This is a genomic window from Paraburkholderia unamae (genome assembly GCF_003096875.1).
GTDB classification, from domain to species: Bacteria; Pseudomonadota; Gammaproteobacteria; order Burkholderiales; family Burkholderiaceae; genus Paraburkholderia; species Paraburkholderia unamae.
Window position 1 is genome coordinate 34,167 of the sequence record NZ_QEOB01000012.1, and the last position, 23,824, is coordinate 57,990.

Genomic DNA, 23,824 nt, shown 5'->3' on the forward strand with positions numbered 1-23,824 from the left:
CGTTTTCATGCTTGCTTGACTCCTGCGATGGATGGCGAGGCGGATGGAATGGACTGAGGGGATTGCGGGGACGGCGGTGACGACGCGGCGCGCGCGCCGGATTCCCCGGCCGGCGCGTGCGCGCTGGAAGTGACGGTGACGGGCAGCACCTTGCAGTCGTCGCGCCGCCAGGTCACCACGGTCTGGTGGCCGAGCGCGGGCAGCTCGTGATGCTGGGTGTTCGGCACCTTGACGACGAGGGCTTCGCCGTTCGCAAGTTTCAGATGCACGCGGTGGTGATCGCCGCAATAGACGAGTTCGTGGACGAACGCGTGCACGGCGTTGAGGTTCTGCCGCTGCGCGTCGAGCACGCTCGCCTCGGTCGCGGCGATATGCGCGCGCTCGGGACGCAGCGCGAGCATCGCCGTGTCGCCCGGCTTGAGTTCCGCTCCCGCGCGGCCATGCACGGTGCCGCCTTCGGCGAGTTGCAGCGCGGCCCATTCGCCGTCCGTCGAGGTGACGCGCCCCTTCAAGCCGTTGTTCTCGCCGACGAAACTCGCGACGAACGCGTTGGCCGCGTTCTCGTAAAGCTCGGTCGGCGCGGCGGCCTGCTGGATGCGGCCATCGGAAAACACGGCGACGCGATCGGACATCGTCAGCGCTTCATGCTGATCGTGCGTCACGTAGACGACGGTCAGCGCGAGGTCGCGATGCAGGCGCATGATTTCGTACTGCATGGTTTCGCGCAGGCGCTTGTCGAGCGCGCCGAGCGGCTCGTCCATCAGCACGACGCTCGGCTCGAACACGAGCGCGCGCGCCAGCGCGACGCGCTGTTGCTGGCCGCCCGACAACTGCGCGGGACGGCGTTTCGCGAGATGCCCGAGTTCGACCATGTCGAGCGCGCGCGCGACGCGCGCCTGCTGCTCGCTGCGGCTCACCTTGCGCACCGAGAGGGGAAACGCCACGTTTTCCGCGATCGTCATATGCGGAAAGAGCGCGTAGTTCTGGAACACCATGCCGATGTCGCGGCGGTGCGGCGGCTTGTCGTCGAGACGCTTGCCGGCGAGGCGAATCTCGCCGCGCGTGGGCGATTCGAAGCCCGCGAGCATCATCAGCGTGGTGGTTTTTCCGGAGCCCGAAGGTCCGAGCAGCGAGACGAATTCGCCGCGCACGACGTCGAGGTCGAGCCCGTCGACCACGCTGTGCACGCCGTCATACGACTTGCTGACGCCTTGAAATGAAATAAACGGTTCGCTTTGCATGGGACGGCATCAAATGTCGGTCGGCGAGGAACGAGGCGCGCGGCTCACGACGCGCCAATGCGGCGCGCGAGATAGCGCGCGAAATCGTAATTGGGCCGCTCCAGGTGGCTCAGGTGCCCGGCGCGCGCGAGCGGCGCGTGCACGCCGCGGAACACGGACTCCACGCCGTGGCGGTCTTCGGCGTTGACTTCGTCGAGCAGTGTTTTCAGCGTGGCCATGTAGTCGGCCGCTTTCGGGTCGTCGATGAACTCGGGCGCGAGGCCCCCGCCAAAGCGGATATGCACCTGGCCCACGCCCTTCGGTTGCAGGATCAGGTACCAGAAGTAACCGGGCGTGAGCGTCACGAGGTGCGTGGGATAGATCGCGAGCAGCGCCGTGGTGCGCCGCCAGTGGCCCTGCAAACGCTGGTTGGCCGGATGCGCGTTGCCGATCGGCAGCGTCGCTTCCTTCGTGATCCAGTGATAGTTGAACGCGGGCAGGCCCGGCGGACATTCCATTTCCTCGAGCTTCGAATGCGGGCCCACCGTCGCGCGATGCAGCATCGGCAGGTGATAGCTCTCCATGAAGTTCTCGGCGAGGAGCTTCCAGTTCGTGTCCCACACGTGCTCTTCGTGGAAGGTCTGCACGTAGTCGGTCATGCCGTACGGCTCGATCAGGGCGGTGAGCCCGGCGAGCTGCTCGGCGACGGGCGGCGCGTCGTCGTTCAGCGTCACGTAGATCCAGCCTTGCCACGTTTCGCAGCGCACCGAGGGCAGCTTGTAGTGCTCCTTGCAGAAGCCGGGCTGGCGGTCCATCAGCGGCGCGCCGGCGAGCGCGCCGTCGAGCGTGTAATTCCAGGCGTGATACGGGCAGACGATGCGCCGGACGTTGCCGCTGCCTTCGAGCAGCACCGACATGCGATGCAGACAGACGTTCGAGAACGCGCGCAGTTCGCCGTTCGTGTCGCGCAGCACGGCCACGGGCTGGTCGTCGATCTGGGTCGTCAGATAGTCGCCGGGTTTCGCCAGTTCGCTCACGCGGCCGACGCAGAGCCATTCGTTGCGAAAAACGTCGCGCTGTTCTAGTGCGAGAAATGCCTCTGACGTATAGACGCCCGGCGGCATGGAGCGGGCGTCTTCGAACGGGCGCTCGCAATTGGCGCGCAGCGCGCCGAGCAATTCGTGTCCGTCGGCGGGGGACGAGAGGAGTGATGCCATGCGGCCTCCATGACCTGATGGGCTGTGCATGGACTCCAATCTAACAATCCAAATTACCAGTCAAAATATTGTTTTCCCATGTAAAGGATAGGGAAAACTTATAGGCATGGCTCCCGGGGCTGGCTGGAGGCGCCGCTACTCCTGCACGTCGAGCTCGCGCACATAGGCTTCGCAGAACGCCGCGAAGTGCTGCACGATGCGGCGCGAGCGCATGCCGCTCGACTGCGCGATGCCGAGCGTCGTCGCGCTCACGTTGTCCTTGAAGTGCTTGATGACGAAGTGCTCGCCGTCCACAGTGCGCGTGGATTTGAGCGGGAAATTGAGGATGCTGTAGCCCAGGCCGTTCGCCACCATGCCGCGCACGACTTCGGGTTGCGACGAGCGAAAAGTGGGCACCGGGCGCGTGCCGACCGAATCGAACAGCGCGGAAAAATATTCGCGGCTGTGCGGCAGATCGAGCATCACATAGGGTTCTTCGAGCAGCTCGGCGAGCGAGACCTTGTGCGCGCGCGCGAGCCGGTGCGTTCTCGGCAGCAGCACATAGGGCGGCAGCGAAAGCAGCGGCGTGAAGGCGATGCCGTCCGCGATATCGAGGCTATAGGTGAGCACGATGTCGAGCGAGCCGTCGCTCAGGCCCCCGAACAGCACGTCCTGATGCGCCTCCGTGGTGCGAAACCCGATGCCCGCGTGCTCCTTCACGAAGCGGCTGATGATGCCCGGCATGAGCGGCGGCGCGAGCGACACGAGGCAACCCAGCGAAATCGAGCCGCTCATGCCGCCGTCCATTTCGCTCGCCGCAAGCTGCAATTCCTCGGCGTTCTTGAGCAGATTGCGCGCATGGCCGAGCAGATCGCGTCCCGAATGCGTGAGCGAAAGCCCGCTGGCGTGATGCCGGATGAACAGCTGCACGCCGAACGACGCCTCCAGGTCCGCGAGCGCCGTCGAGATCGACGGCTGCGAAATGTGCAGGCGCCGCGCCGCGGCGGTGAAGGACAGCGCTTCCGCGGCCACGACGAAATAGCGCAACTGGCGCAGCGAATAGCGCAACGGATTGTGATCCATCGCCTCTCCTGAGGATTGCCGACCAAAACATTGTCGATCACGCGGGGGATGCTTGCATAGCGAAAAACAATGCAACGCATTTTTTTTAAGTAGTTTGTGGGCGCAAGCGCCGGGCGTAAATTTTCTCCCCTGACACGGCCGGATCTCTCGGACCCTCTCCGGTCTCCGCTATCCGCGGGCCCTGTGCGGCCCGTCCCGCATCGCTTTTCAGAAGGAGGCAGCCATGACGGCTGACACGACGTCAATCGACACGCTCATCGTCGGGGCCGGGCAGGCCGGCATTGCGATGAGCGAGCATCTCAGCCGCATCGGCGTGCCGCATCTCGTGCTCGAACGCGATCGCGTTGCCGAGCGTTGGCGCACCGCGCGCTGGGATTCGCTCGTCGCGAACGGTCCGGCGTGGCACGATCGTTTTCCCGGCATGGAGTTCGAGGGGCTGGACCCGGACGCCTTCGCCTCGAAGGATCAGGTCGCCGACTATTTCGAGGCCTACGCCCGCAAGTATCACGCGCCGATCCGCACCGGCGTGGAGGTCACGCGCGTGACCCGTCACGCGGGCCGCCCCGGTTTTCGCGTGGAGACGTCCGATGGCGTGATCGACGCGCAACGCGTGGTGGTCGCGACCGGGCCGTTCCAGCGCCCCGTGATTCCGCCGATCGCACCGGCCGCACTTGGGGACGCGACGCTCACGCAAATGCACTCCGTCGATTACCGCAATCCCGAGCAGTTGCCGCCCGGCGCGGTGCTGGTCGTGGGCGCGGGCTCCTCGGGCGTGCAGATCGCCGACGAACTCATGCGCGCGGGCCGCAAGGTCTATCTTTCGGTGGGCGCGCACGACCGGCCGCCGCGCGCGTACCGCAATCGCGATTTTTGCTGGTGGCTGGGCGTGCTCGGCGAGTGGGACAAGGAAGTCGCGGGGCCGGGCCGGGAGCACGTGACGATTGCCGTGAGCGGCGCGCGCGGCGGGCAGACCGTCGAATTCCGCGCACTGGCGCACCAGGGCATGACGCTCGTGGGCGTGACGCAATCGTTCGAAGGCCACGTCGTCACCTTCGCCGACGATCTCGCCGCCAATCTCACGCGCGGCGATCAAAGTCTTTTCACGCTGCTCGACGCCGCCGACGCCTATGTCGAACGCAACGGCGTGGCGTTGCCGGAAGATCCACACGCGCGCGATATTCCCGCCGATCCCGAGTGCGTGACGCATCCGATCCTCACGCTCGATCTCGCCGAAGCGGGCGTGAGCACGATCATCTGGGCGACCGGCTATGCGCAGGACTATGCGTGGCTCGAGGTCGACGCCTTCGACGAAAAGGGCAAGCCGCGCCATCAACGCGGCGTCTCGAAGGAGCCCGGCGTGTATTTCCTCGGCTTGCCGTGGCTGTCGCGGCGCGGCTCGTCGTTCATCTGGGGCGTGTGGCACGACGCGAAGCATCTGGCCGACCAGATCGCCACGCAACGCAAATATCTCGACTATCGCGACGCCGCGCAGCGCCGCGCGGCATCCGCCGGGCACGACGCCGTGCAGGCGCCGGGCGAGCCGAATCTCAACGAACTGGGAGTGAATTGATGCCTACGCATACCCGTATCCGCATGTTCAACACGAAGGACACGTACCCGAACCAGTCGCTCGACAACGACCTGTGCCAGGCCGTCCGAGCGGGCAACACGGTTTACGTGCGCGGCCAGGTGGGCACCGACTTCGACGGCAATCTGGTCGGCCTCGGCGATCCGCGCGCGCAGGCCGGGCAGGCGATGAAGAACATCAAGCAACTGCTCGAAGAAGCGGGCAGCGACCTCACGCACATCGTCAAGACGACGACGTATCTGATCGATCCGCGTTATCGCGAGCCCGTTTATCAGGAAGTCGGCAAGTGGCTGAAGGGCGTGTTCCCGATTTCGACGGGGCTCGTCGTGAGCGCACTCGGGCAGCCGCAATGGCTCATGGAAATCGACGTGATCGCCGTGATTCCCGATAACTGGAAGCCGGTACAGGACTGAGGAGCGGGCCATGACCTTCTCGATCGTGGGACGTTGCCCGCAGAGCGGGCAACTGGGCATTGCCGTCAGCTCGTCGAGCATCGCCGTGGGCGCGCGCTGCGCGTGGGCACGCGCGGGCGTGGGCGTGGTGTCGACGCAGAATGTCACGCTGCCCGCGCTCGGCGCGCAGGTGCTCGACTTGCTGGAGCGCGACAAGCTCGCGCCGGAGGCTGCGTTGCAACGCGCGCTCGCCCTGGACCCGTATAGCGCTTACCGGCAGGTCACGGCCGTGGACAGCGCGGGGCGCACGGCGCTGTTCACGGGCGAGCGCACGCTCGGGCGCAACCATGCGCGCGCGGGCGATCAATGCGTCGCGGCGGGCAACATGCTCGCTCACGAACAGGTGATCGACGCGATGGCGCAGGCGTTCGAGAGCACGCCGGGCGTGCTCGCGGACCGTTTGCTGGCGGCCATGCACGCGGCGCTCGAGGCGGGCGGCGAAGCGGGGCCGGTGCATTCGGCGGCGCTCAAGATCGTCGATGCGCAGGTCTGGCCCATCGTCGATCTGCGGGTCGACTGGGCCGACGAAGCACCCATTGCCGCGCTGGGCGGCCTGTGGGAGGCGTACCGCCCGCAGATGCAGGACTACATCACGCGCGCGCTGAACCCCACGGCCGCGCCAAGCTACGGAGTGCCAGGCGATGAGTGAGCCGCGCGAGACGACGAGCCGCGCGATGCTGGAGCGCCTGATCGGCTTCGCGACCGTGAGCCGCGATTCGAACCTCGAACTCATCGCATTCATCGAGGCGTATCTCGCGGGTCTGGGCGTGGAGTGCGAGCTGTTCTACAACGCGCAGCGCACCAAGGCCAATCTGTTCGCGACAATCGGTCCGCGCGATCGCGGCGGCATCGTGCTTTCGGGCCACACCGACGTCGTGCCCGTGGACGGCCAGGTATGGACGGTTGAGCCGTTCCGCCTGACCGAGAAGCACGGACGCCTCTACGGACGCGGCACGGCCGACATGAAATCGTTCATCGCGTGCGTGCTGGCGGCGGTGCCCGCCTTCCAGCGCGCGCCGCTCGCCATGCCGGTGCATCTCGCGTTTTCGTACGACGAGGAAATCGGCTGCCTCGGCGTGCGGCCCATGCTCGCCGAACTCGCGCAGCGCGCGCACGCGCCGCGCGTGTGCCTGATCGGCGAGCCGACGGAACTCAAGCCCGTGCTGGGTCACAAGGGCAAGCTCGCGATGCGCTGCCATGTGAAAGGCGCGGCGTGTCATTCGGCTTATGCGCCGTACGGCGTGAACGCGATCCAGTATGCGGCGCGCCTCATCAACAAGCTGGAGGCGATCGGCGACGAACTCGCGCGGCCCGAGTATCGCGACGCGCGATTCGATCCGCCGTTTTCCACGCTGCAAACCGGCGTTGTGAAGGGCGGCCGCGCGCTGAACATCGTGCCCGCCGAATGCGAATTCGACTTCGAAGTGCGTACGGTGCCGGGCTTCGACGCGCTCACGGTCGCCGACGATCTGAAGCGTTACGCCGAGAGCGAACTCGTGCCGAAAATGCGCGCGGTGCACGCCGATACCGGCATCCGCTTCGAAGCGCTCAACGCGTATCCGGGGCTGGCCACGCCGCCTGAGAGCGAGGTTGCGCAACTGCTCGCGCGGCTGTGCGAATCGAGCGACTTCGGCACGGTGGCATTCGGCACCGAGGGCGGTCTCTTCGCGCAGGCGGGCATTCCGACCGTGGTGTGCGGGCCCGGCAGCATGGATCAAGGCCACAAGCCGGACGAGTTCGTCACGCTCGATCAACTGGATCGCTGCGATGCGATGTTGTTGCGTCTCGCGCAGCACCTGCAAACGGCCGGTTAAGCGGCGCTTTCTAAGCGGCTCAAAAAGGGCGTGTGCGTTGATTCGCACGCGCCCTTTTCATGCGCCGCATCGAGTCTGCGCATTTAGTCCCGATAAGACGGATCTTCCGCGTCGAGCACTTTCTTCATTTCTTCGAAGTGCGCGATCGAGAAGTCCGCAATGCTTTCCCAGTCGCGCGCGGTGCGTTCGGCGACGGCGTCGGAGAGCACGCGCAGTGGCTTGCCTGTCGCATAGGCGTTCACGAGAATCTGGCAGGCGCGCTCCAGCGTGTACATGTCGTCGAATGCTTCGCCGATGGTCGGCGCGCACACCATCACGCCGTGATTGCCCATCATCAGGCGCGACTTGCCGTCGAGCAGCGCGACGAGGCGCGCGCCTTCGTCTTCGGAGTCGGCCATGCCGGAGAATGCCGTGTCGAGCGCGATGCGGTTGAAATAGCGCGCGGTATTCTGTTCGATCGGCAGGACCACGGGATCTTCGAGCGTGGAGATCGTCGTGGCATAAACCGGATGCAGATGCATGGCGACGCGCACGTGCGGCAGGCGGCGGTGCAACTGACCGTGAATCGCCCATGTCGTCGGATCGACCTTGCCGCCCGCGAGGCTCGCGGGGTCGTCGGCGTCGAGCAGCACGAGGTCGCTCGCCTTGATGCGCGAGAAGTGCATCCACTTCGGGTTGGTCAGGAAGCGGCGGCCGTCGTCAGACACGGCCACGCTCAAATGATTCGCGACCGCTTCGTGCATGTTCAGGCGTGCGAAGCACCGGAAGGCCGCGGCCAGATCGATACGCAGTTCAGATTCGCTCATGGTGAAAGGGAGTGGGGGATTCGAGGGGGATCACGCTGGATTGCGCGCGCCCGGCGCGCCGGACCAGAAGGCATTGCGGTCCAGATAGTTTTGCAGGAACTGCTTGAAACGCGGGTTCTCCGACTCGCGAAACACGTGTTGCGGCGCGCCGCGCACGGCAACGCGACCTTGATCGATGAAGACGACCGTGTCGGCCATCTGCGCGGCGAAGCCCATTTCGTGCGTGACGACGACCATCGTCATGCCGTCGCGCGCAAGCTGCTTCATCACCTGCAACACCTCGCCGACGAGTTCGGGATCGAGCGCCGAAGTCGGTTCGTCGAAGAGCATGATGTGCGGCGCCATGGCGAGCGCGCGCGCAATCGCGACGCGTTGCTGCTGGCCGCCGGAAAGCCGCGACGGGTACGCGTCCGCCTTGTGCGACAGACCGACCATCTCCAGCATCTTGCCCGCGCGTTCGTCCGCCTGCTGATTCGACAGGCCGCGCACGCGCAAGAGCGCTTCCTTCACGTTCGCCAGCGCCGTCATGTGCGGCCACAGGTTGAACTGCTGAAACACCATGCCGACATTGCGGCGCACGCGGTTCACCTCGCGCGCCGCCGCGCGCACGCGCCGGCCGCCGCGATCGACGTAGCCGAGCAGTTCGCCTTCAATGCGCACGTCGCCGTGATCGTAGGTTTCGAGCCCCGCGATGCAGCGCAGCAGCGTGCTCTTGCCGGAACCGGACGGCCCGATGATGCACACGACCTCCGACTTCGCGATGCTCAGATCGACGCCGCGCAAGATGTCGGTGTGTCCAAAGCGCTTGTAGAGATCCCTCACCTGGATCAGCGGCGCGCTCGAAGCGTGCGGGGCGCCCGCGCCCAGAAAAGCGCTCGCGTGTTCGCCGGGTTCGGCCGGATTATTCATGCGGATCTCCAGGGTTCATGCCAGGAAGCGGCTCACGCGCCGTTCGGCCCAGTTGCCGGCGAGTGTCGCCGCTTCGACAAGCAGCAGGTAGCAGACGCACAGCACGAGCAGCGTTTCCACGAAGGCGAAGGTCGCGGAGCCGATGCCGGTCAGCACGAAGGTGAGTTCGGGCACCGTCACGATCGAGAGCACGGCCGTTTCCTTGCTGAGCACGATCGTGAGATTCGCGAGCGCGGGCGTGATGAGCGCCAGCATTTGCGGCAGCTCGATGCGCCAGATCGCCTGCCAGCGGGTGAGGCCGAGACACACGGCCGCTTCGAGATGGCCGCGCGGCACGCAGGCGAAGCCGCCGCGAAAGACTTCGGCAAAATAGGCGCCCGCGTAGAGCGCGAGGCTCGCCACGCCCGCGCTCGCGGGCGTGAGCATCAAACCCAGCGCGGGGCCGCCGTAATAGAGCAGGAAAAGCTGCACGAGAAAAGGCGTGCCGCGAAAGAGTTCGATATAGGCGCGCAGCAGCGCGCGCAAGGCGCGGCCGCCGCTTAGCTGCGCCAGCGCGACCGCGAGGCCGATGGCCGCGCCGAGCGCGACACCCGCGAGCCACATGCCGACAGTCGTGGCGAAGCCCGCGCCGATTTGCGGCAGATTGTTCGTGATGACATGCAAGTCGAACTGGGACATGGTCGGCTCCGTATGCGCGCTCGCGTCAGGCGGCGCGCAGGCGCCGCTCCGCGCCGTGCGCCAGCAACGCCAGGGTGCCGCACAGGATGAAATAGATCAGGCCCGCCGCGGCATACGCTTCGAGCGGCTGATAGGTGCTGGCCGCGATGTTCTGCGCGGTGCGCGTGACTTCCGCGATGCCGACGACCGAAATGAGCGACGACGCCTTGATCAGCAGCACCATCTCGTTGACGAGCGACGGCAAAGTCGAGCGCAGCACCAGGGGAATCTGCACGCGCCGAAGCTGATCGAATGCCGAGAGCCCGAGCATGCGCGCCGCCTCGGTTTGCCCGCGAGCGAGATTCGCAAAGCCGCCGCGCAGGATTTCGGCGATATACGCTGCCGAACAGAGCGACACGGCGCTGATGGCCGCCGTGAGCGGCGGCACGTTGATGCCGACGAACGGCAGCAGGTAATAAACCAGAAGAAGTTGCACGAGCAACGGAATGCCGCGCAGCACGCGCACGTACACCGTGGCGGCAATGCGCAGCGCGGGCTTCGGGGAAAGCCGCGCCGCGCACACCACGAGCGCAATGAAGAAGCCGATCACGAGCCCGGCCGACGAAACGGCGAGCGTCATGAGCGACGCGTGAAGCAGCAGGGGCAGGGCATCGCAGAACGCGCTCAGACTGAACATGTCGAATCGCCTTGTCGAAGTGTGAGGTGCGGACGGCGCGCTATGGGTGCCGCGACTGTTGGCGCGACTTTTCCCGCGACTTTTGCCGCGCTCAGGTATTGGGCGTCGGCACGGCCATCGGCAGGCTCACGGCCACGCCGAACCACTTCTTTTGCAGCGCCGCCAGCTCGCCGTTCTTGTTCAGCGTGCTGATGGCGGCGTTGAAAGCGTCGTCGAGCGACTGGCTGTCCGCATCCTTGCGCATGCAATAGGCGAAATACACCTTCGAGCCGAACGCGGGCTGCACGACCGCGAACACGGCCGGGCGCTGCTTCGCGACATAGGCGATATTCGTGAGCGAGTTCGCGACGGCGGCGAGGCGCCCCGACGCGAGATCGGCGTAGGCCTGGTTGTTGTCGACGTATTCGCGCACTTCGGGCGTCTGCTTGAGCGTCGCGGCGTAAGTCTTCAACTGCTCGTTCTGCGCGCTGCTCTTTTGCGCGCCGACGACCTTGCCCGCGATATCCGAGGGCTGCTTGATGCTCGCGTCGCTGGCGCGCTTGAGAAGCGCGTCGGTGGCGTCGGCGATCGGATAAGTGAAGGCGTAGCGTTCCATGCGCGCCTTCGTGACCGTGAGGGGGCCGGCGACCATGTCGAACTTCTTCGCGTCGAGGCCGGGCAGCACGCTGTCCCAGGGCAGGTCGATGAAGCGCACCTTCACGCCCATGATTTTGCCGACGGCGGCGAACAGATCCTTGTTGAAGCCGGCTTGCTGGCCGTTCTCCAGGAAGTCGAACGGCGCGAACTGCATCTCGGTTCCGACAACGAGTTCGCCTTGCTGCCTGACGCGGCCAAGCAGGTCGTCGGCGTGGGCGGGCAGACTCGCGGCCAGGCTCGCGGTCAGCATCATGGCGGCACAAACGTGGTGTTTCCAGCGTTGGAAAAGATTCATGGGTCGTCGTCCTGAAGCGGCGGGGAGGGCCCCGACATAGCGGGGTGCGGTGCGGCCACCCAGGCAATTTACCTGGTCACAATCCCGAGAAAATATTGTTTCCCGATGAAGTGGAAAGGTTTTGCCTATGACTGAAACGGGTCGATGTCAGCAAACGTCGGGATGCCGGTTTCAAGCTGCGAGTGCGCCACCACGGGCGTGTCGCGGGCGGACGGGCGGCCGTGCACAGCTTCGATTGTGCGGCGCAATAAATTTGATATAAATCAATGCGCCTTCTTTTCAGAAGGTGCTTAATCTTTGTCTGTGTCGTTCTCTGTCAGTGCGTGCGATGCCGACGCCATTTTCCCCAGATCCACCGCCTGTTCCCCGCCCTTTGCCGAAACTCGTTTGATTTCCACACGCTGCCCCAAGCATGGAGAAATGCTCTTGAGCCCCACTCGTCAAACTCAAAGCCCCGGTAGTACGTCGATGCTCGCGCTGCCGATCTTCTGGCCGATGGCGGCCACCGCCGCGCTGATCGAAGCCGGCGCTTCGCTGTCGGCCAGAAATCTCGCTTTCCTCGCGGAAGAAGAACGGCTCCATTTCGAGCTGCATCCCGCGCTCGCCACGGCCAGCCGGCCGCTGCTGGACCTGCGCACGATGGTGCTGCGCGACTACTCCGGCGACAACCCGCAGGGCCTGCCGACCATCGTCGATGCGCCGTACGCGGGCCACCGCGCGATGATCGCCGACTTCCAGCCGGGTCAGAGCCTGATGCAAACGTTGCGCGAGCACGGACTGTCGCGGCTTTTCCTGACCGACTGGAAGTCGGCGACGGAGGACATGAAGGATCTGGAGATCGACCAGTACCTCGCCGAGATCAACGTGTGCGTCGACGAACTCGGCGGCCGCGTGAACCTGGTGGGCCTGTGCCAGGGCGGCTGGATGTCGGCCATGTACGCCGCGCGCTTTCCGCACAAGGTCGCGAGTCTCGTGCTCGCGGGCTCGCCCATCGACACCGACGCGGGCGACGGTCCCATCAAGCGGATGGTGCACACGTATCCCGAGTCGTTCTACGAGGAGCTGGTGAAGCTTGGCGGCGGCCTGATGCGCGGCCGTTTCATGCTGCGGGGATGGAAGAACATGCACCCGGACCAGCACTACGTGACGGAGCACGTCGATCTGTACGAGCACATCGACGACCCGGTGTACGTGAAAAAGGAGGAGGCCTTCCAGAGCTGGTACGAGAACCCGCTCGACCTGCCCGGGCGCTGGTATCTGCAAACCATCCGGCAGATTTTCAGGGAGAACCGGCTCGCGAAAGGCACGTTCGTCGCGCTCGGCCGCACGTTGAACCTGAAAGCGATTACATGCCCGGTTTATCTGCTCGCGGGCGAGTCGGACGACATCACCACGAAGGAGCAGGTGTTCGACGCCGAGAAATACCTGGGCACGCCGCCCGAGCGCATCGAGAAGCGTCTCGTGCCGGGCGGCCATATCGGCCTCTTCATGGGCTCGCGCACGCTCAAGGAGACCTGGCCGGCAATCGCCGCCTGGGTGGCGGCAGCCGCCTAGACCGGGTAGAGCCGGTAGAGCTGCGGGCATCGGCGATGCGCGGATGCCCGCGCTTCAATTTCATGCAGTCCGTCAAGCGAAGAGGCCCGATATGGCGAGTGTGACTTCCCGTTCCGCGCAGGCCCAGACGGCTCGCGAGCCCATGCATATCGGCTTCGTGATCGCGTGGCTCTTTTGCATCGTCTTCTACTTCATGCAATATGCGCTGCGCTCGGCGCCGGGCGTGATGGTCCCGGAGCTTTCGGCGGCGTTCGGCCGCGACGCGGTGGGCGTGAGCACGCTGGTCGGGCTGTACTACTACACCTATTCGCTGTTTTCGATCCTCGCGGGCGCGGCGCTCGACCGGCTCGGCGGCAAGAGCGTGATTCCGGTGGGCATCGTGCTGGTCGCGATCGGCGCGGGGCTGTTCGGGCTCGGAAGCGCGGAGTCCGCGCAGATCGGCCGTCTGTTGCAGGGCGCCGGTTCCGCCTGCGCGTTCACCGGCGCGGTGTATCTCGCCACGCACGGCTTTCCGCCGCGCTACCTCGCGACGGCGGTGGGCTTCACGCAATGTTTCGGCATGCTCGGCGGCTCCGCGGGCCAGTTCGCGGTCGGGCCGCTCATTCACGAGCTCATCACGTGGCGGCAGTTCTGGTGGCTCTCGGGCGCCGGTCTCTTCGTGATCGCGGTGCTCGTGTTCCTCGCCACGCCGGCCGGACACGACGAGGGTCCGGCAAGCCGGGGTTCGTGGGCGAAGATGTTCGCGCCGTACAAGGTGGTGCTGACCAATCCGCAATCGTATCTGTGCGGCTTCTGCGCGGGCCTGCTGTTCCTGCCGACGACGATCGGCGACATGATCTGGGGCGTGCCGTTCCTGCGCAACGGGCTGGAGGTCGGCTACGCCGAAGCGGTCAACCGCGCGAGCATGGTGCCGCTCGGCTGGGTGATCGGCTGCCCGCTGCTGGGCTATCTGTCTGATCACATCGGCCGCCGCAAACCGGTGCTGCTCGCGGGCGCCTTGCTCATGCTCGCCTGCGCCGCGGCCATCCTCTACCTGCCGCCCGGCGTCGCGCCGCATTACGTGCTGGGCCTGCTGCTCGGCGTGGGCTCCGGCGCGGCCATGCTGCCGTACTCGGTGATCAAGGAAGTCAATCCGGACAACGTGAAAGGCAGCGCAACCGGCGCGATCAACTTTCTCGTGTTCACCTTCAGCGCCTGGCTCACACCCGTGTTCGGCCGGCTGCTCGCGCACTACGCCCACGGCGGCCCGATCGACCTCGCCGTGTTCCGCGCCGCAGGGGCGTGGCTGCTGGTCGGCATTGGCGTTGCGATCGTGCTCGCGCTGTTCCTCAAGGAAACCGGCTCGCGCACCGGCGCGGGCGCCTAGGCCCGGCGCCGACATAAAAGCGGAGCGCGACTCCGCGAACCTCCCCACCCCATACGTCTGGCTGGAGTTCCCATGAACGTTCGACTGGAAAACATGAGCCCCGTCGTGGACCTGACCCGCCGTCAGGCGATCGGGCCGGTGCGCACCCGGCACCCCGTCTGGCATGACCTGCTGCCGCCCTGCAACGACGCGTGTCCGGCGGGCGAGGACATTCAGGGCTGGCTCGCGCTCGCGCAAGCGGGCAAGTACGAAGCCGCGTGGCGGCATCTCGTCGCCGACAATCCGTTTCCCGCGATTCACGGCCGCGTGTGCTATCACCCGTGCGAGAGCGCCTGCAATCGCGGCGAACTCGACAGCGCGGTGAGCGTGCATGCGGTCGAGCGCTTTCTCGGCGATCTCGCGCTCGAACACGGCTGGACGATCACGCCCGCGCCCGCCACCGGCAAGCGCGTGCTGATCGTCGGCGCGGGGCCGTGCGGTCTGTCGGCCGCGTGGCATCTCGCGCGGCGCGGCCATGCCGTGGAAGTGCGCGAGGCCGGCCCGGTGGCGGGCGGCATGCTGCACTTCGGCATTCCCGCGTACCGGCTGCCGCGCGACGTGCTGAACCACGAAATCGGGCGGCTCGAAGCGCTCGGCGTGCGTTTCGTGCTGAACCACAAGGTCGGCGACCTGGCGGCGGAAAAGGCCGCGGGCGGCTTCGACGCCGTGCTGCTCGCGATCGGCGCCCAGGTGGCCCGCCACATCGACATCCCGGCGCGCGACGCGGCGCGGGTGTTCGACGCCGTGAGCGTGCTGCGGGCAACGGGCACGGGCGAGCGCCCACAGCTCGGCCGGCGCGTGGTCGTCTACGGCGGCGGCAACACCGCGATGGATGCCGCGCGCACCGCCCGCCGCCTCGGCGCGCAGGAGGCGCTGATCGTCTACTACCGCGATCGCGCGCACATGGGCGCGCTGCCGTTCGAAGCCGAAGAGGCGCTGGAGGAGGGCGTGCGCATCCGCTGGCTGTCGAGCATCCGGGACATCGACGGGCAGTCGATCCGCGTCGAGAAGATGCGGCTCGACGAGAACGGCCGCGCGCAGCCCACCGGCGAATACGAGACGCTGGAGGCCGACTCGCTGATTCTCGCGCTCGGCCAGCAGACCGATACGGCGTTCCTGCGCGAGGTGCCGGGCATCGGCTTCGAAGCGGACGGCACGGTGATCGTCGGCGACGACTTTCAGACCGGCTGCGCGGGCGTGTTCGCGGGCGGCGACATGACCCCCGCGAACCGCACGGTGACGACCGCCACGGGCCACGGCAAGCGCGCCGCGCGCCATATCGACGCGTGGCTGCGCGGCGAGCCGTTCGTCACGCCGGCGCGCCATGCGATCGTCGGCTTCGACGCGCTGCATCTGCCGCTCTATAGCGACGCGCTGCCGTCGGCGCAGCCGGTGCTGCCGGTGGCCGGGCGCAGCGGCTTCGAAGAGGTGCTAGGCGGCCTCGACGAGCGGGCGGCGCGGCATGAGGCGCGCCGCTGCCTGTCGTGCGGCAACTGCTACGAATGCGACAACTGCTACGCGGCATGCCCGACCGGCGCGATCGAGCGGCTCGGCCCGGGGCGCGGCTACGAGGTCAACCTCGGGCGCTGCACCGGCTGCGCGGTCTGCTTCGAACAATGCCCGTGCCACGCCATCGACATGACGCCGGAGGCGAGCGCGGCAGCGATCCCGAACGCGAACCCGAACACGGAGGCCGTGCGATGACCCGCAGCACGATGGATGGCAATACGGCGGTCGCGACCGTCGCCTACAAGCTCAACGAGGTGTGCGCGATCTACCCGATCACGCCGTCGTCGGCGATGGCGGAGCTGGCCGATCAATGGACGGCCCAAGGCCTGCCGAACCTGTGGGGCAACCTGCCGCTCGTGCAGGAAATGCAGGCCGAGGGCGGCGCGGCGGGCGCGGTGCACGGCGCGCTTCAGTCGGGCGCGCTCACGACCACGTTCACGGCGTCGCAGGGGCTCATGCTGATGCTGCCGAACATGTACAAGATCGCGGGCGAGCTGACCTCGACGGTCTTCCACGTGGCGGCGCGCTCGCTGGCGACCTCGGCGCTGTCGATTTTCGGCGACCACTCGGACGTGATGGCCGCGCGCATGACCGGCTTCGCGCTGCTCAACGCGGCCTCGGTGCAGGAGGCGCACGACAGCGCGCTGATCGCGCAGGCCGCGACGCTCCAATCGCGCGTGCCCTTCCTGCACTTCTTCGACGGCTTTCGCACCTCGCACGAGCTGAACACGCTGGAGCTGCTCGGCGACGACGTGCTGCGCGCGATGATCGACGATTCGCTGATCCGCGCGCACCGCGCCCGAGCGCTGAGCCCCGAGCGGCCGTTCGTGCGCGGCACGGCGCACAACCCGGACACCTACTTCCAGGCGCGCGAGGCCGCCAATCTCTACTACGACGCGGTGCCGGGCATCGTCGAGACGCTGATGGAGCGCTTTGGCCAGTTGACCGGCCGGCATTACCGGCTGTTCGAATACGACGGCGCACCGGACGCCGAGCACATCGTCGTGCTGATGGGGTCGGGCGCGCAGACGGTGCGCGAAACCGTGCAGGCGCTCGCGGCGCAGGGCCGCAAGCACGGCGTGCTGCAAGTGCGGCTGTACCGGCCGTTCTCCGCGGCGCATCTGCTGGCGGCGTTGCCCGCGTCGGTCAAGCGCATTGCCGTGCTCGAACAGACCAAGGAGCCGGGTGCGTCGGGCGAGCCGCTCTACCAGGACGTGCTCGCGACGCTCGCCAGCGCGTTCAGCCGTGGCGAGCGCGCGTCGCTGCCGCTCGTGACCGGCGGCCGCTACGGGATTTCGAACAAGGACTTCACGCCCGCGATGGTCAAGGCCGTATTCGACGAACTCGGGCGCGAGCGGCCGCGCCACAGCTTCACCGTGGGCATCGACGACGACGTGACGCACCTGAGCCTCGACTACGACCCGGCGTTCGACATCGAACCCGACGACGTGACGCGCGCGGTGTTCTACGGACTCGGCGCGGACGGCACGGTCGGCGCGAACAAGAACAGCGTGAAGATCATCGGCGAGGACACCGCCAACTTCGCGCAGGGCTATTTCGTGTACGACTCGCACAAGTCCGGCGCGCAGACCGTCTCGCATCTGCGTTTCGGGCCGCGGCCGATCCGCGCGCCGTACCTGATCGCCCGGGCGGGCTTCGTCGCATGCCATCGCTTCGACTTTCTCGAACGCGTGGACGTGCTCCAGTACGCCGCGCCGGGCGCGATCTTCCTGCTGAACGCGCCGTATCCCGCCGACCAGGTCTGGGCGCATCTGCCGCGGCCGGTCCAGCAGACGATCATCGAGCGCAAGCTCAGTCTCTACGTGATCGACGCTTCGGCGGCCGCGCGCGAGCTGGGCCTGGGCTTTCGCGTCAACACGCTGCTCCAGACCTGCTTTTTCGCGCTGTCGGGCGTGCTGCCGCGCGACGAGGCGATCGCGGCGATCAAGAAGGCCATCCGCAAGACTTACGGACGTCAGGGCGAGCACGTGGTGCGGATGAACGACGCCGCCGTGGACGGGGCGCTCGCGCGCATGCAGCCGGTGAGCGTGCCGGCGAAGGCGGACGGCGGCGCACTGCCGCCGCTCGTGCCGGCCGATGCGCCCGCGTTCGTGCGTGACGTCACGGCCATGATGTTCGCGGGCAAGGGCGATGCGATTCCCGTGAGCCTGATGCCCGTGGACGGCACCTTTCCCTCGGGCACGAGCGCCTACGAGAAGCGCAACGTGTCCGACACCGTGCCGCAGTGGCGCGCCGACCTGTGCGTGCAGTGCGGCCAGTGCGGCTTCGTGTGCCCGCACGGCGTGATCCGCGCGCGCTACTTCCACGAGGATCGCCTGGCCGGCGCGCCCGCTTCGTTCCCGTCCGCGCCCGTGAATGCGCGCGGCTACCCGGAAGCCCGCTTCTCGTTGCAGATCTACGTGGAGGACTGCACGGGCTGCGGGCTGTGCGTCGAGGCGTGTCCGGCACACAGCGCCGTGGAGCCGGAGACGAAGGCGCTCAACATCGCCGACAAGCTGCCCGTGCTCGAAGCGGAGCGCGAGAACATTCGCTTTTTCGAGTCGCTGCCGGTCAACGACCGGGCGCGCGTCGATTTCGCGAACGTGCGCGGCGTGCAGTTCCTCCAGCCGCTGTTCGAGTTTCCGGGCGCATGCGCGGGCTGTGGCGAGACGCCGTATCTGCGCCTCCTGAGCCAGTTGTTCGGCGACCGCCTGCAAGTGGCCAACGCCACCGGCTGCTCGTCGATCTACGGGGGCAATCTGCCCGTCACGCCCTGGACGAAGAATCACGAAGGACGCGGGCCGGCCTGGTCGAACTCGCTGTTCGAGGACAACGCTGAGTTCGGCCTCGGCTTCCGGCTCGCCGCCGACCAGCAACTCGCGCTCGCGCATCGCCGGCTCAAGGAACTGGCGCCGCAGGTCGGCGAGGATCTGGTGCAGGCGATCATCGGCGCGCCGCAGGCGCAGGAGTCGGCCATCCGCGCCCAGCGCGAGCGCGTGGCGCTGCTCAAGACCCGCCTGCTCGCATTGCACGACGACGCGCGCGCGGCCGATCTGCTCTCGGTCGTCGATCATCTGATCCGCCGCAGCATCTGGCTCGTCGGCGGCGACGGCTGGGCGTACGACATCGGTTATGGCGGGCTCGATCATGTGCTCGCGCAGGGCCGCGACGTGAACGTGCTGGTGCTCGACACCGAGGTCTACTCCAATACCGGCGGCCAGTCGTCGAAGGCGACGCCGCTCGCGGCCGTCGCGAAGTTCGCGGCGGCGGGCAAGCGCGTGCCGCGCAAGGACCTGGCGCTCCAGGCGATCGCCTACGGCAACATCTATGTCGCCCAGGTCGCGATGGGCGCGAATCCGCAGCAGACGCTCCAGGCGTTTCGCGAGGCCGAGGCGTACGAGGGACCGTCGCTGATCCTCGCCTACAGTCATTGCATCGCGCACGGCATCGACATGCGCCAGGGCATGCACCAGCAGGCGCTCGCGACCGAAGCCGGTTACTGGCCGCTGTTCCGCTATAACCCGTCCATGCGCCGCGTGGGGGCCAACCCGTTCCAGCTCGATTCGATGCGACCCGCCATTGCGTTGAAGGATTACGCATACAACGAGATCCGCTACAGCTCGCTGGCGGAAACCGACGGCGAGACCGCCGCCAGTCTGCTCGACGCCGCGCAACGATGGGTCGAGGAGAAGTACCGCCAATACGAGGATCTGGCCGCGCGCGACGGCAGTCGATTCTGGAGCGGCGCACCCGCGGTTGCCGAGCGCGACGGGAGCCGGGCATGACGATCAGGATTCCTCAGTCAATCGCGCATCAGGGAGGACAGCAATGGATCTGACGACGCCCTACCTCGGGCTGACGCTCAATAACCCGCTCGTGGCGTCGGCCTCGCCCGCGAATGCGCAGATCGATCATCTGCGGCGGCTGGAGGACGCGGGTGCGGCCGCCGTCGTGTTGCCGTCCCTGTTCGAGGAGCAGGTCGGCGTTGCGGGCACGCGGCGCGAGGCGATACTCGCGACGGGCATCGACAGCAATCCCGAGATGCATCAGCACTATTTCCCGCCCGCGCACATTGCCTCGGGCCCGTATGGGCTCGTTCCGGACCGTTACCTGGACCTGCTGCGCCGCGCACGCGAAAGCCTGTCGATCCCCGTGATCGCGAGCCTCAACGGCACGACGCCCGGAGGCTGGCTGGACTTTGGCAAGCAGATCGAGCAGGCCGGGGCGCAGGCGCTGGAAGTGAACCTGTACGCGGTGCCGACGGACCTGTTCGAAAGCGGCGCCGCGATCGAGGAGCGCTACGTGCGGATCGTGCAGGAACTGCGCGGCCAACTCGGCATTGCGCTGTGCGTGAAGATGGGACCGTACTTCACGAACGTCGGCAACATGGCGCAGCGCTTCGTGGAGGCCGGCGCCGCCGGGCTCGTGGTGTTCAACCGCTTCGTGCAGCCAGACATCGACCTGCACCGGCTGAAGCTTTCGAGCGAGCTGACCCTGAGCCAGGCCATCGACATGCGCCTGCCGCTACAGTGGATCGCGCTGCTTGCGGGGAGAATACGCGCATCGCTGGCTGCGTCCACGGGGGTGGAGAACGCCGAACAGGTGATTAAATACCTGTATGCGGGCGCCGACGCCGTGATGGTGACGTCGACCGTGCTGCGCGAGGGGCCGTCGTGCTTCGAGCGGTTGCTGGGCGGGCTGAGGGCGTGGCTGGAGGCGCGCGAAGTCGACTCGCTCGACGCGATTCGCGGCGCGATGTCGTTTGCGCGGCTGAAGGACCCGGTGGCATATACGCGCGGGCAATATCTCGACCGGCTTCAGACATGGAGCGGGCGGCATCTGGACGCCTAGCGCGGGTACGGAGCGCGGGCCCGCGCTGCATGGCGCGTCATCGCATCGCATCGCTTCGGTTGCGCTTCGATGACGCGCCATGCAGGCGCGGGGAGGCGGCTGGCTGTCGAGAGGCTTGTGCCAGTCGTTGCGGTTAAGGTTGTCGAAGAATGGGGCCCGCGTGGCAGTTCAGTGCGGCGCGGGCCCTTGTGGTGGAGTACCGTCAACGGCTAGACGACGGTGAGGCGACACATATATCGTTATCCTGATGATATCCGCAGTGGTCTTTCTTTAACGCGCCGCCATTGCCGATTCGCCTGGCGTTGCGCCAATGCGGAACTTTCCGGGTCGCGTGCCGAGGCTCTCCGACCTCGTGCTCGCAATCATTTACGAAGGCATCGACGACGCGGCGGACGCCGCCGGTTACATGACCTTCGTGGCCAACACACACGACGATGCGCAGCGCCAGCGGCTGCTTGGCGAGGCGGCGCTGCACCGTAACGTGGAGGGACTCATCTTCGCGGACGCGCGCCGCGACGAAACCGCGTTCATCGACGAACTGGCCAAACGCGGTGTGCCGATGATTCTCGTGAGCCGCCACCAGGGAAGGAAGTATTGCTCCATCACCTGCGACGACCTCGCAGGCGGGAAAATGGCGGCCGATCACCTGGTTGCCCTGGGGCACCGCGACTTTGCCGTGCTGGCCGGGGAGCAATATTCGAGCAGCGGCTGGGACCGGTGCGTGGGTTTCGTGGAGCGATGCAAGGCGCTCGGCGTCGAGATCAGGCCGGACTCGATCCTGCATGGTCCGTTCGATACGGCGGCCGGCCGTGAGGCCGGCGAGCAACTGTGCGCGAGGAAGCGCAAGCCGACGGCCATCTTTGCCGTCAACGACTTTCTCGCCATTGGTGTCATGGGTGCGCTGCGGGACTCGGGCATGCAGCCAGGGCGGGACGTGGCGCTGGTCGGGTTCAACGACACGCCGCTTGCGGCCCAATTGCCCATCGGTCTCACATCGGTGCGCTCGCCCATGCACCCCATGGGTTTTCGCGCGATGGAGTTGCTGGTCAAGCAGCTCGGAGGCGAAAAGCCAAAGTCGGAACGCCTGCGCCCCGAGCTGATTGTGCGTATGAGCAGCGGCGGGCCAATCGGCTGATCGCTGTTTGATCAGCGCGCTCGACGTTAGCGACCTGGCGCGCGGCAAGAAGCATATGTTCTATTTCCAGGGCGTGCAGATGCCGACGGGCCAACACGGGTATGTGTCGGCCGTCGTCGTTTGCGGTGCGAAGCCGGGCAAGCGTGTCGCGCTGATCGACGTGGGCATTCCGGCGATCACGCCGGAAATCGGCTCCGAGCGCGTCTTCGATTTCGACATGATCCCCTTGTTCGTAGAAGGGACGATGAATGTGCTCAAGCGCTATGGCGTCGTCACCGGCCCGATGGGCCGCACCGGGCGGGACGTCGGGATCTTCGTCGGCAACAGCGCGCATGGCATCCTGAGCACGCATGGCGGCTTCGTCGAATTGCTGGTCAAGCTGAACGACAAGGTCAAGGCGGGGCAGAAAGTCGCCATTCAGCGCAACGCCTTTGGCGAAGTGGTTGCGGAATATACGACCGGGGTCGCCGGCGAGGTGACGGGACGCCGCATCGATGCCACGGCGGAGCCCCGTATTCCTCTCATGATGATTCTTTATCAGAGTCCGGGCAGGGAGAATCCGGAAGACTACGTCGAGTAATTATGGATTCCGAATTAATATAGACCTGCCTACTGCACGGTAATGGTTGCCTTCATATAGGGATGTATCCCGCAGAACACCTTGTACACGCCTGGCTTGTCGAACTTGAACTGATACGTGTCGTTTTGGTCGAGCGCGGCCGAGTGGAATATGCCCGCGTCGTCGACGACGGTGTGGGGTTCGCCATCCATGTTTTTCCACGTCACCGTCGTGCCCGCCTTGACCGTGATGGCCATGGGCGAAAACATGAAATTCTTGATGACGATCTGACTGGGCTCCTGCGCCTGCGCGGCAGGCAAACCGGCGGCCAGCGCGGCCGCAAGCATGCCGGCCCCGGAGCAGAAGACGAACGCGCGACGAAATGGGTGGGAGAGCATGGCTCGGTTCCTTGTCGAATGGGCGGGAGGCAAAGTCAGGCGAGCGTGGTGTCGGAGAGCGTCGCCGCGAGGGGATGTCGCGAGACGCGAATGCTGGTCACGCCCAGCATTTTCGGCAACTGCTCGCTTGCCACCTTGAGCGGGCCGGGCCCCGGTCCATCGCCGGCTGTCGGTTGCGGGTAGGCCGTCGAGCGTGCGGTGTGGAACGTGATATTGCCCTCGACCTTGGAAACGATCTGATGAATGTGACCATTGAGGACCGTCACGGAGCCGAATCGCTTCAGATAATCCATTGCCTGGCCCGCGTCGCCGGTGCCCCAGCCCCACGGTTCGTAGATCGTCCACATGGGCATATGCGTAAAGACGACGATCGGCGTGCTGGACGTGCGCCCCTTGAGATCGTCCTTCAGCCAGGCGAGCTGGTCGTCGCCCAGGTTGCCCAATCCGTTCGGCTTGAAATGCATCACGTTGACGAGCGCGACGAAATGCACGCCGTTGTGGTCGAAGCTGTAATAGCCCCGGTTGTCGGACGCCTGGCCGAAGCGTTTGAAGTACTCGCCTTGCGGGCCGTCCGTCACGTCGTGCTCGCCGGGCACGGTGTGCAATTCGGTGACGTTGAGCCCGGAGAGCAACTGGGCCGCGAGATCGAATTCTTCCGGTTTGGAAAGGTGGGTGATGTCGCCCGTGTGAATCGCGAGCGCCGGTTTGACGGGCATGGCGTTGACGAAATCAATCGTCTGCTTGAGCGTGCCCGCGACATCGGGATTGGCTTCCTTGTTGAAGCCGATATGGGAGTCGCTGATCTGCAAGAACAGCGGCATGCCGGATACCGCCGGCTTGTCCTTGCTGCCGGCGGCAAGCGCTAACTGCACCGGCGTGAGGACGCCTCCGGCCAGGACGAACACGGTGCCCGCCCCCCCGAAGGCGAGGCATTTCAGGGCACTGCGGCGCGAAGGTTGGGAAGGAAGATCTGACGACATGATGTCCTCTCGACTGGGTTCGGGAAGCCGGTTGCCGGTTCGATCCGGCGTGCTTCCGGGGCGGGCTTCACGTGCAATAC

The 23,824-nt window shown here is 66.3% G+C and carries 21 protein-coding genes; 11 read left to right on the forward strand and 10 right to left on the reverse strand.

The features are described 5' to 3' along the window. Positions 1-5: 5 nt before the first annotated feature. From C7402_RS24165 to C7402_RS24175, 3 genes are all read right to left on the reverse strand, one after another. A complete protein-coding gene (locus tag C7402_RS24165) occupies positions 6-1,241 on the reverse strand; it encodes an ABC transporter ATP-binding protein (protein ID WP_116612431.1) in 1,236 nt (411 codons plus the stop codon). Between the two features lie 44 nt (positions 1,242-1,285). Further along, entirely contained in the window at positions 1,286-2,437 is a 1,152-nt protein-coding gene (locus C7402_RS24170) for an aromatic ring-hydroxylating oxygenase subunit alpha (RefSeq protein ID WP_116612432.1), read from the reverse strand. A gap of 135 nt (positions 2,438-2,572) precedes the next feature. Then, positions 2,573-3,499: a LysR family transcriptional regulator gene (locus C7402_RS24175; RefSeq protein ID WP_112175163.1), complete on the reverse strand. Its 927-nt coding sequence runs from the start codon at positions 3,497-3,499 to the stop codon at positions 2,573-2,575. Between the two features lie 223 nt (positions 3,500-3,722). Here C7402_RS24175 and C7402_RS24180 point away from each other — a divergent pair, with 223 nt between their 5' ends. Genes C7402_RS24180 through argE form a run of 4 tightly spaced genes read left to right on the forward strand, consistent with a single transcriptional unit; the run spans position 3,723 to position 7,353 of the window. Beyond that, positions 3,723-5,069: a flavin-containing monooxygenase gene (locus tag C7402_RS24180; RefSeq protein ID WP_116612433.1), complete on the forward strand. Its 1,347-nt coding sequence runs from the start codon at positions 3,723-3,725 to the stop codon at positions 5,067-5,069. Then, positions 5,069-5,500, forward strand: coding sequence for a RidA family protein (locus C7402_RS24185; RefSeq protein ID WP_112175161.1), 432 nt, complete (start codon positions 5,069-5,071; stop codon positions 5,498-5,500). Before C7402_RS24180 ends, C7402_RS24185 begins: the two co-directional genes overlap by 1 nt. Positions 5,501-5,510: 10 nt before the next feature. Continuing rightward, the gene (locus tag C7402_RS24190; protein ID WP_116612434.1) at positions 5,511-6,188 is read left to right on the forward strand and encodes a DUF1028 domain-containing protein; all 678 of its coding nucleotides are present in this window, start codon (positions 5,511-5,513) and stop codon (positions 6,186-6,188) included. Beyond that, positions 6,181-7,353, forward strand: a complete 1,173-nt coding sequence (gene argE, locus C7402_RS24195; RefSeq protein WP_116612435.1) for an acetylornithine deacetylase — start codon at positions 6,181-6,183, stop codon at positions 7,351-7,353. The genes C7402_RS24190 and argE overlap by 8 nt, the downstream gene beginning before the upstream one ends. Positions 7,354-7,436: 83 nt before the next feature. Here argE and C7402_RS24200 read toward each other — a convergent pair whose 3' ends face one another. The 5 genes from C7402_RS24200 to C7402_RS24220 form a co-directional block, all read right to left on the reverse strand. Continuing rightward, positions 7,437-8,159: a class II aldolase and adducin N-terminal domain-containing protein gene (locus C7402_RS24200; RefSeq protein WP_112175158.1), complete on the reverse strand. Its 723-nt coding sequence runs from the start codon at positions 8,157-8,159 to the stop codon at positions 7,437-7,439. A gap of 30 nt (positions 8,160-8,189) precedes the next feature. After that, positions 8,190-9,068, reverse strand: coding sequence for an amino acid ABC transporter ATP-binding protein (locus C7402_RS24205; RefSeq protein WP_116612436.1), 879 nt, complete (start codon positions 9,066-9,068; stop codon positions 8,190-8,192). A gap of 15 nt (positions 9,069-9,083) precedes the next feature. Further along, complete coding sequence (locus C7402_RS24210; RefSeq protein ID WP_112175156.1) at positions 9,084-9,746, reverse strand: amino acid ABC transporter permease; 663 nt, start codon at positions 9,744-9,746, stop codon at positions 9,084-9,086. A 25-nt stretch (positions 9,747-9,771) separates the two neighbouring features. Next, on the reverse strand, positions 9,772-10,422 hold the full coding sequence (locus C7402_RS24215) for an amino acid ABC transporter permease (RefSeq protein WP_116612437.1): 651 nt from the start codon (positions 10,420-10,422) through the stop codon (positions 9,772-9,774). 91 nt (positions 10,423-10,513) lie between these two features. Beyond that, positions 10,514-11,353 (reverse strand): transporter substrate-binding domain-containing protein, encoded by an 840-nt coding sequence (locus tag C7402_RS24220; protein ID WP_116612438.1) that lies wholly within the window; start codon positions 11,351-11,353, stop codon positions 10,514-10,516. Positions 11,354-11,848: 495 nt separating this feature from the next. On the opposite strand from C7402_RS24220, the gene C7402_RS24225 reads away from it, so the two are divergent. The 7 genes from C7402_RS24225 to C7402_RS24255 all read left to right on the forward strand — a co-directional run bounded on the left by C7402_RS24225 (position 11,849) and on the right by C7402_RS24255 (position 22,387). Then, entirely contained in the window at positions 11,849-12,907 is a 1,059-nt protein-coding gene (locus C7402_RS24225; protein ID WP_112175209.1) for an alpha/beta fold hydrolase, read from the forward strand. Positions 12,908-13,007: 100 nt separating this feature from the next. Beyond that, positions 13,008-14,273 (forward strand): MFS transporter, encoded by a 1,266-nt coding sequence (locus tag C7402_RS24230; protein ID WP_208948989.1) that lies wholly within the window; start codon positions 13,008-13,010, stop codon positions 14,271-14,273. 72 nt (positions 14,274-14,345) lie between these two features. Further along, on the forward strand, positions 14,346-16,016 hold the full coding sequence (locus tag C7402_RS24235; protein WP_116612439.1) for an NAD(P)-binding protein: 1,671 nt from the start codon (positions 14,346-14,348) through the stop codon (positions 16,014-16,016). Next, on the forward strand, positions 16,013-19,606 hold the full coding sequence (gene nifJ / locus C7402_RS24240; protein ID WP_208948990.1) for a pyruvate:ferredoxin (flavodoxin) oxidoreductase: 3,594 nt from the start codon (positions 16,013-16,015) through the stop codon (positions 19,604-19,606). Before C7402_RS24235 ends, nifJ begins: the two co-directional genes overlap by 4 nt. 43 nt (positions 19,607-19,649) lie before the next feature. Continuing rightward, complete coding sequence (locus tag C7402_RS24245; protein WP_116612440.1) at positions 19,650-20,672, forward strand: dihydroorotate dehydrogenase-like protein; 1,023 nt, start codon at positions 19,650-19,652, stop codon at positions 20,670-20,672. Positions 20,673-20,982: 310 nt separating this feature from the next. Beyond that, positions 20,983-21,807 (forward strand): substrate-binding domain-containing protein, encoded by an 825-nt coding sequence (locus tag C7402_RS24250; RefSeq protein WP_116612441.1) that lies wholly within the window; start codon positions 20,983-20,985, stop codon positions 21,805-21,807. 7 nt (positions 21,808-21,814) lie between these two features. Then, on the forward strand, positions 21,815-22,387 hold the full coding sequence (locus C7402_RS24255; RefSeq protein WP_208948991.1) for a succinylglutamate desuccinylase/aspartoacylase family protein: 573 nt from the start codon (positions 21,815-21,817) through the stop codon (positions 22,385-22,387). A gap of 29 nt (positions 22,388-22,416) precedes the next feature. Here C7402_RS24255 and C7402_RS24260 read toward each other — a convergent pair whose 3' ends face one another. Beyond that, on the reverse strand, positions 22,417-22,764 hold the full coding sequence (locus C7402_RS24260) for a cupredoxin domain-containing protein (protein WP_116612442.1): 348 nt from the start codon (positions 22,762-22,764) through the stop codon (positions 22,417-22,419). Between the two features lie 35 nt (positions 22,765-22,799). Continuing rightward, a complete protein-coding gene (locus C7402_RS24265) occupies positions 22,800-23,744 on the reverse strand; it encodes a metallophosphoesterase family protein (RefSeq protein WP_116612443.1) in 945 nt (314 codons plus the stop codon). Positions 23,745-23,824 lie beyond the last annotated feature (80 nt).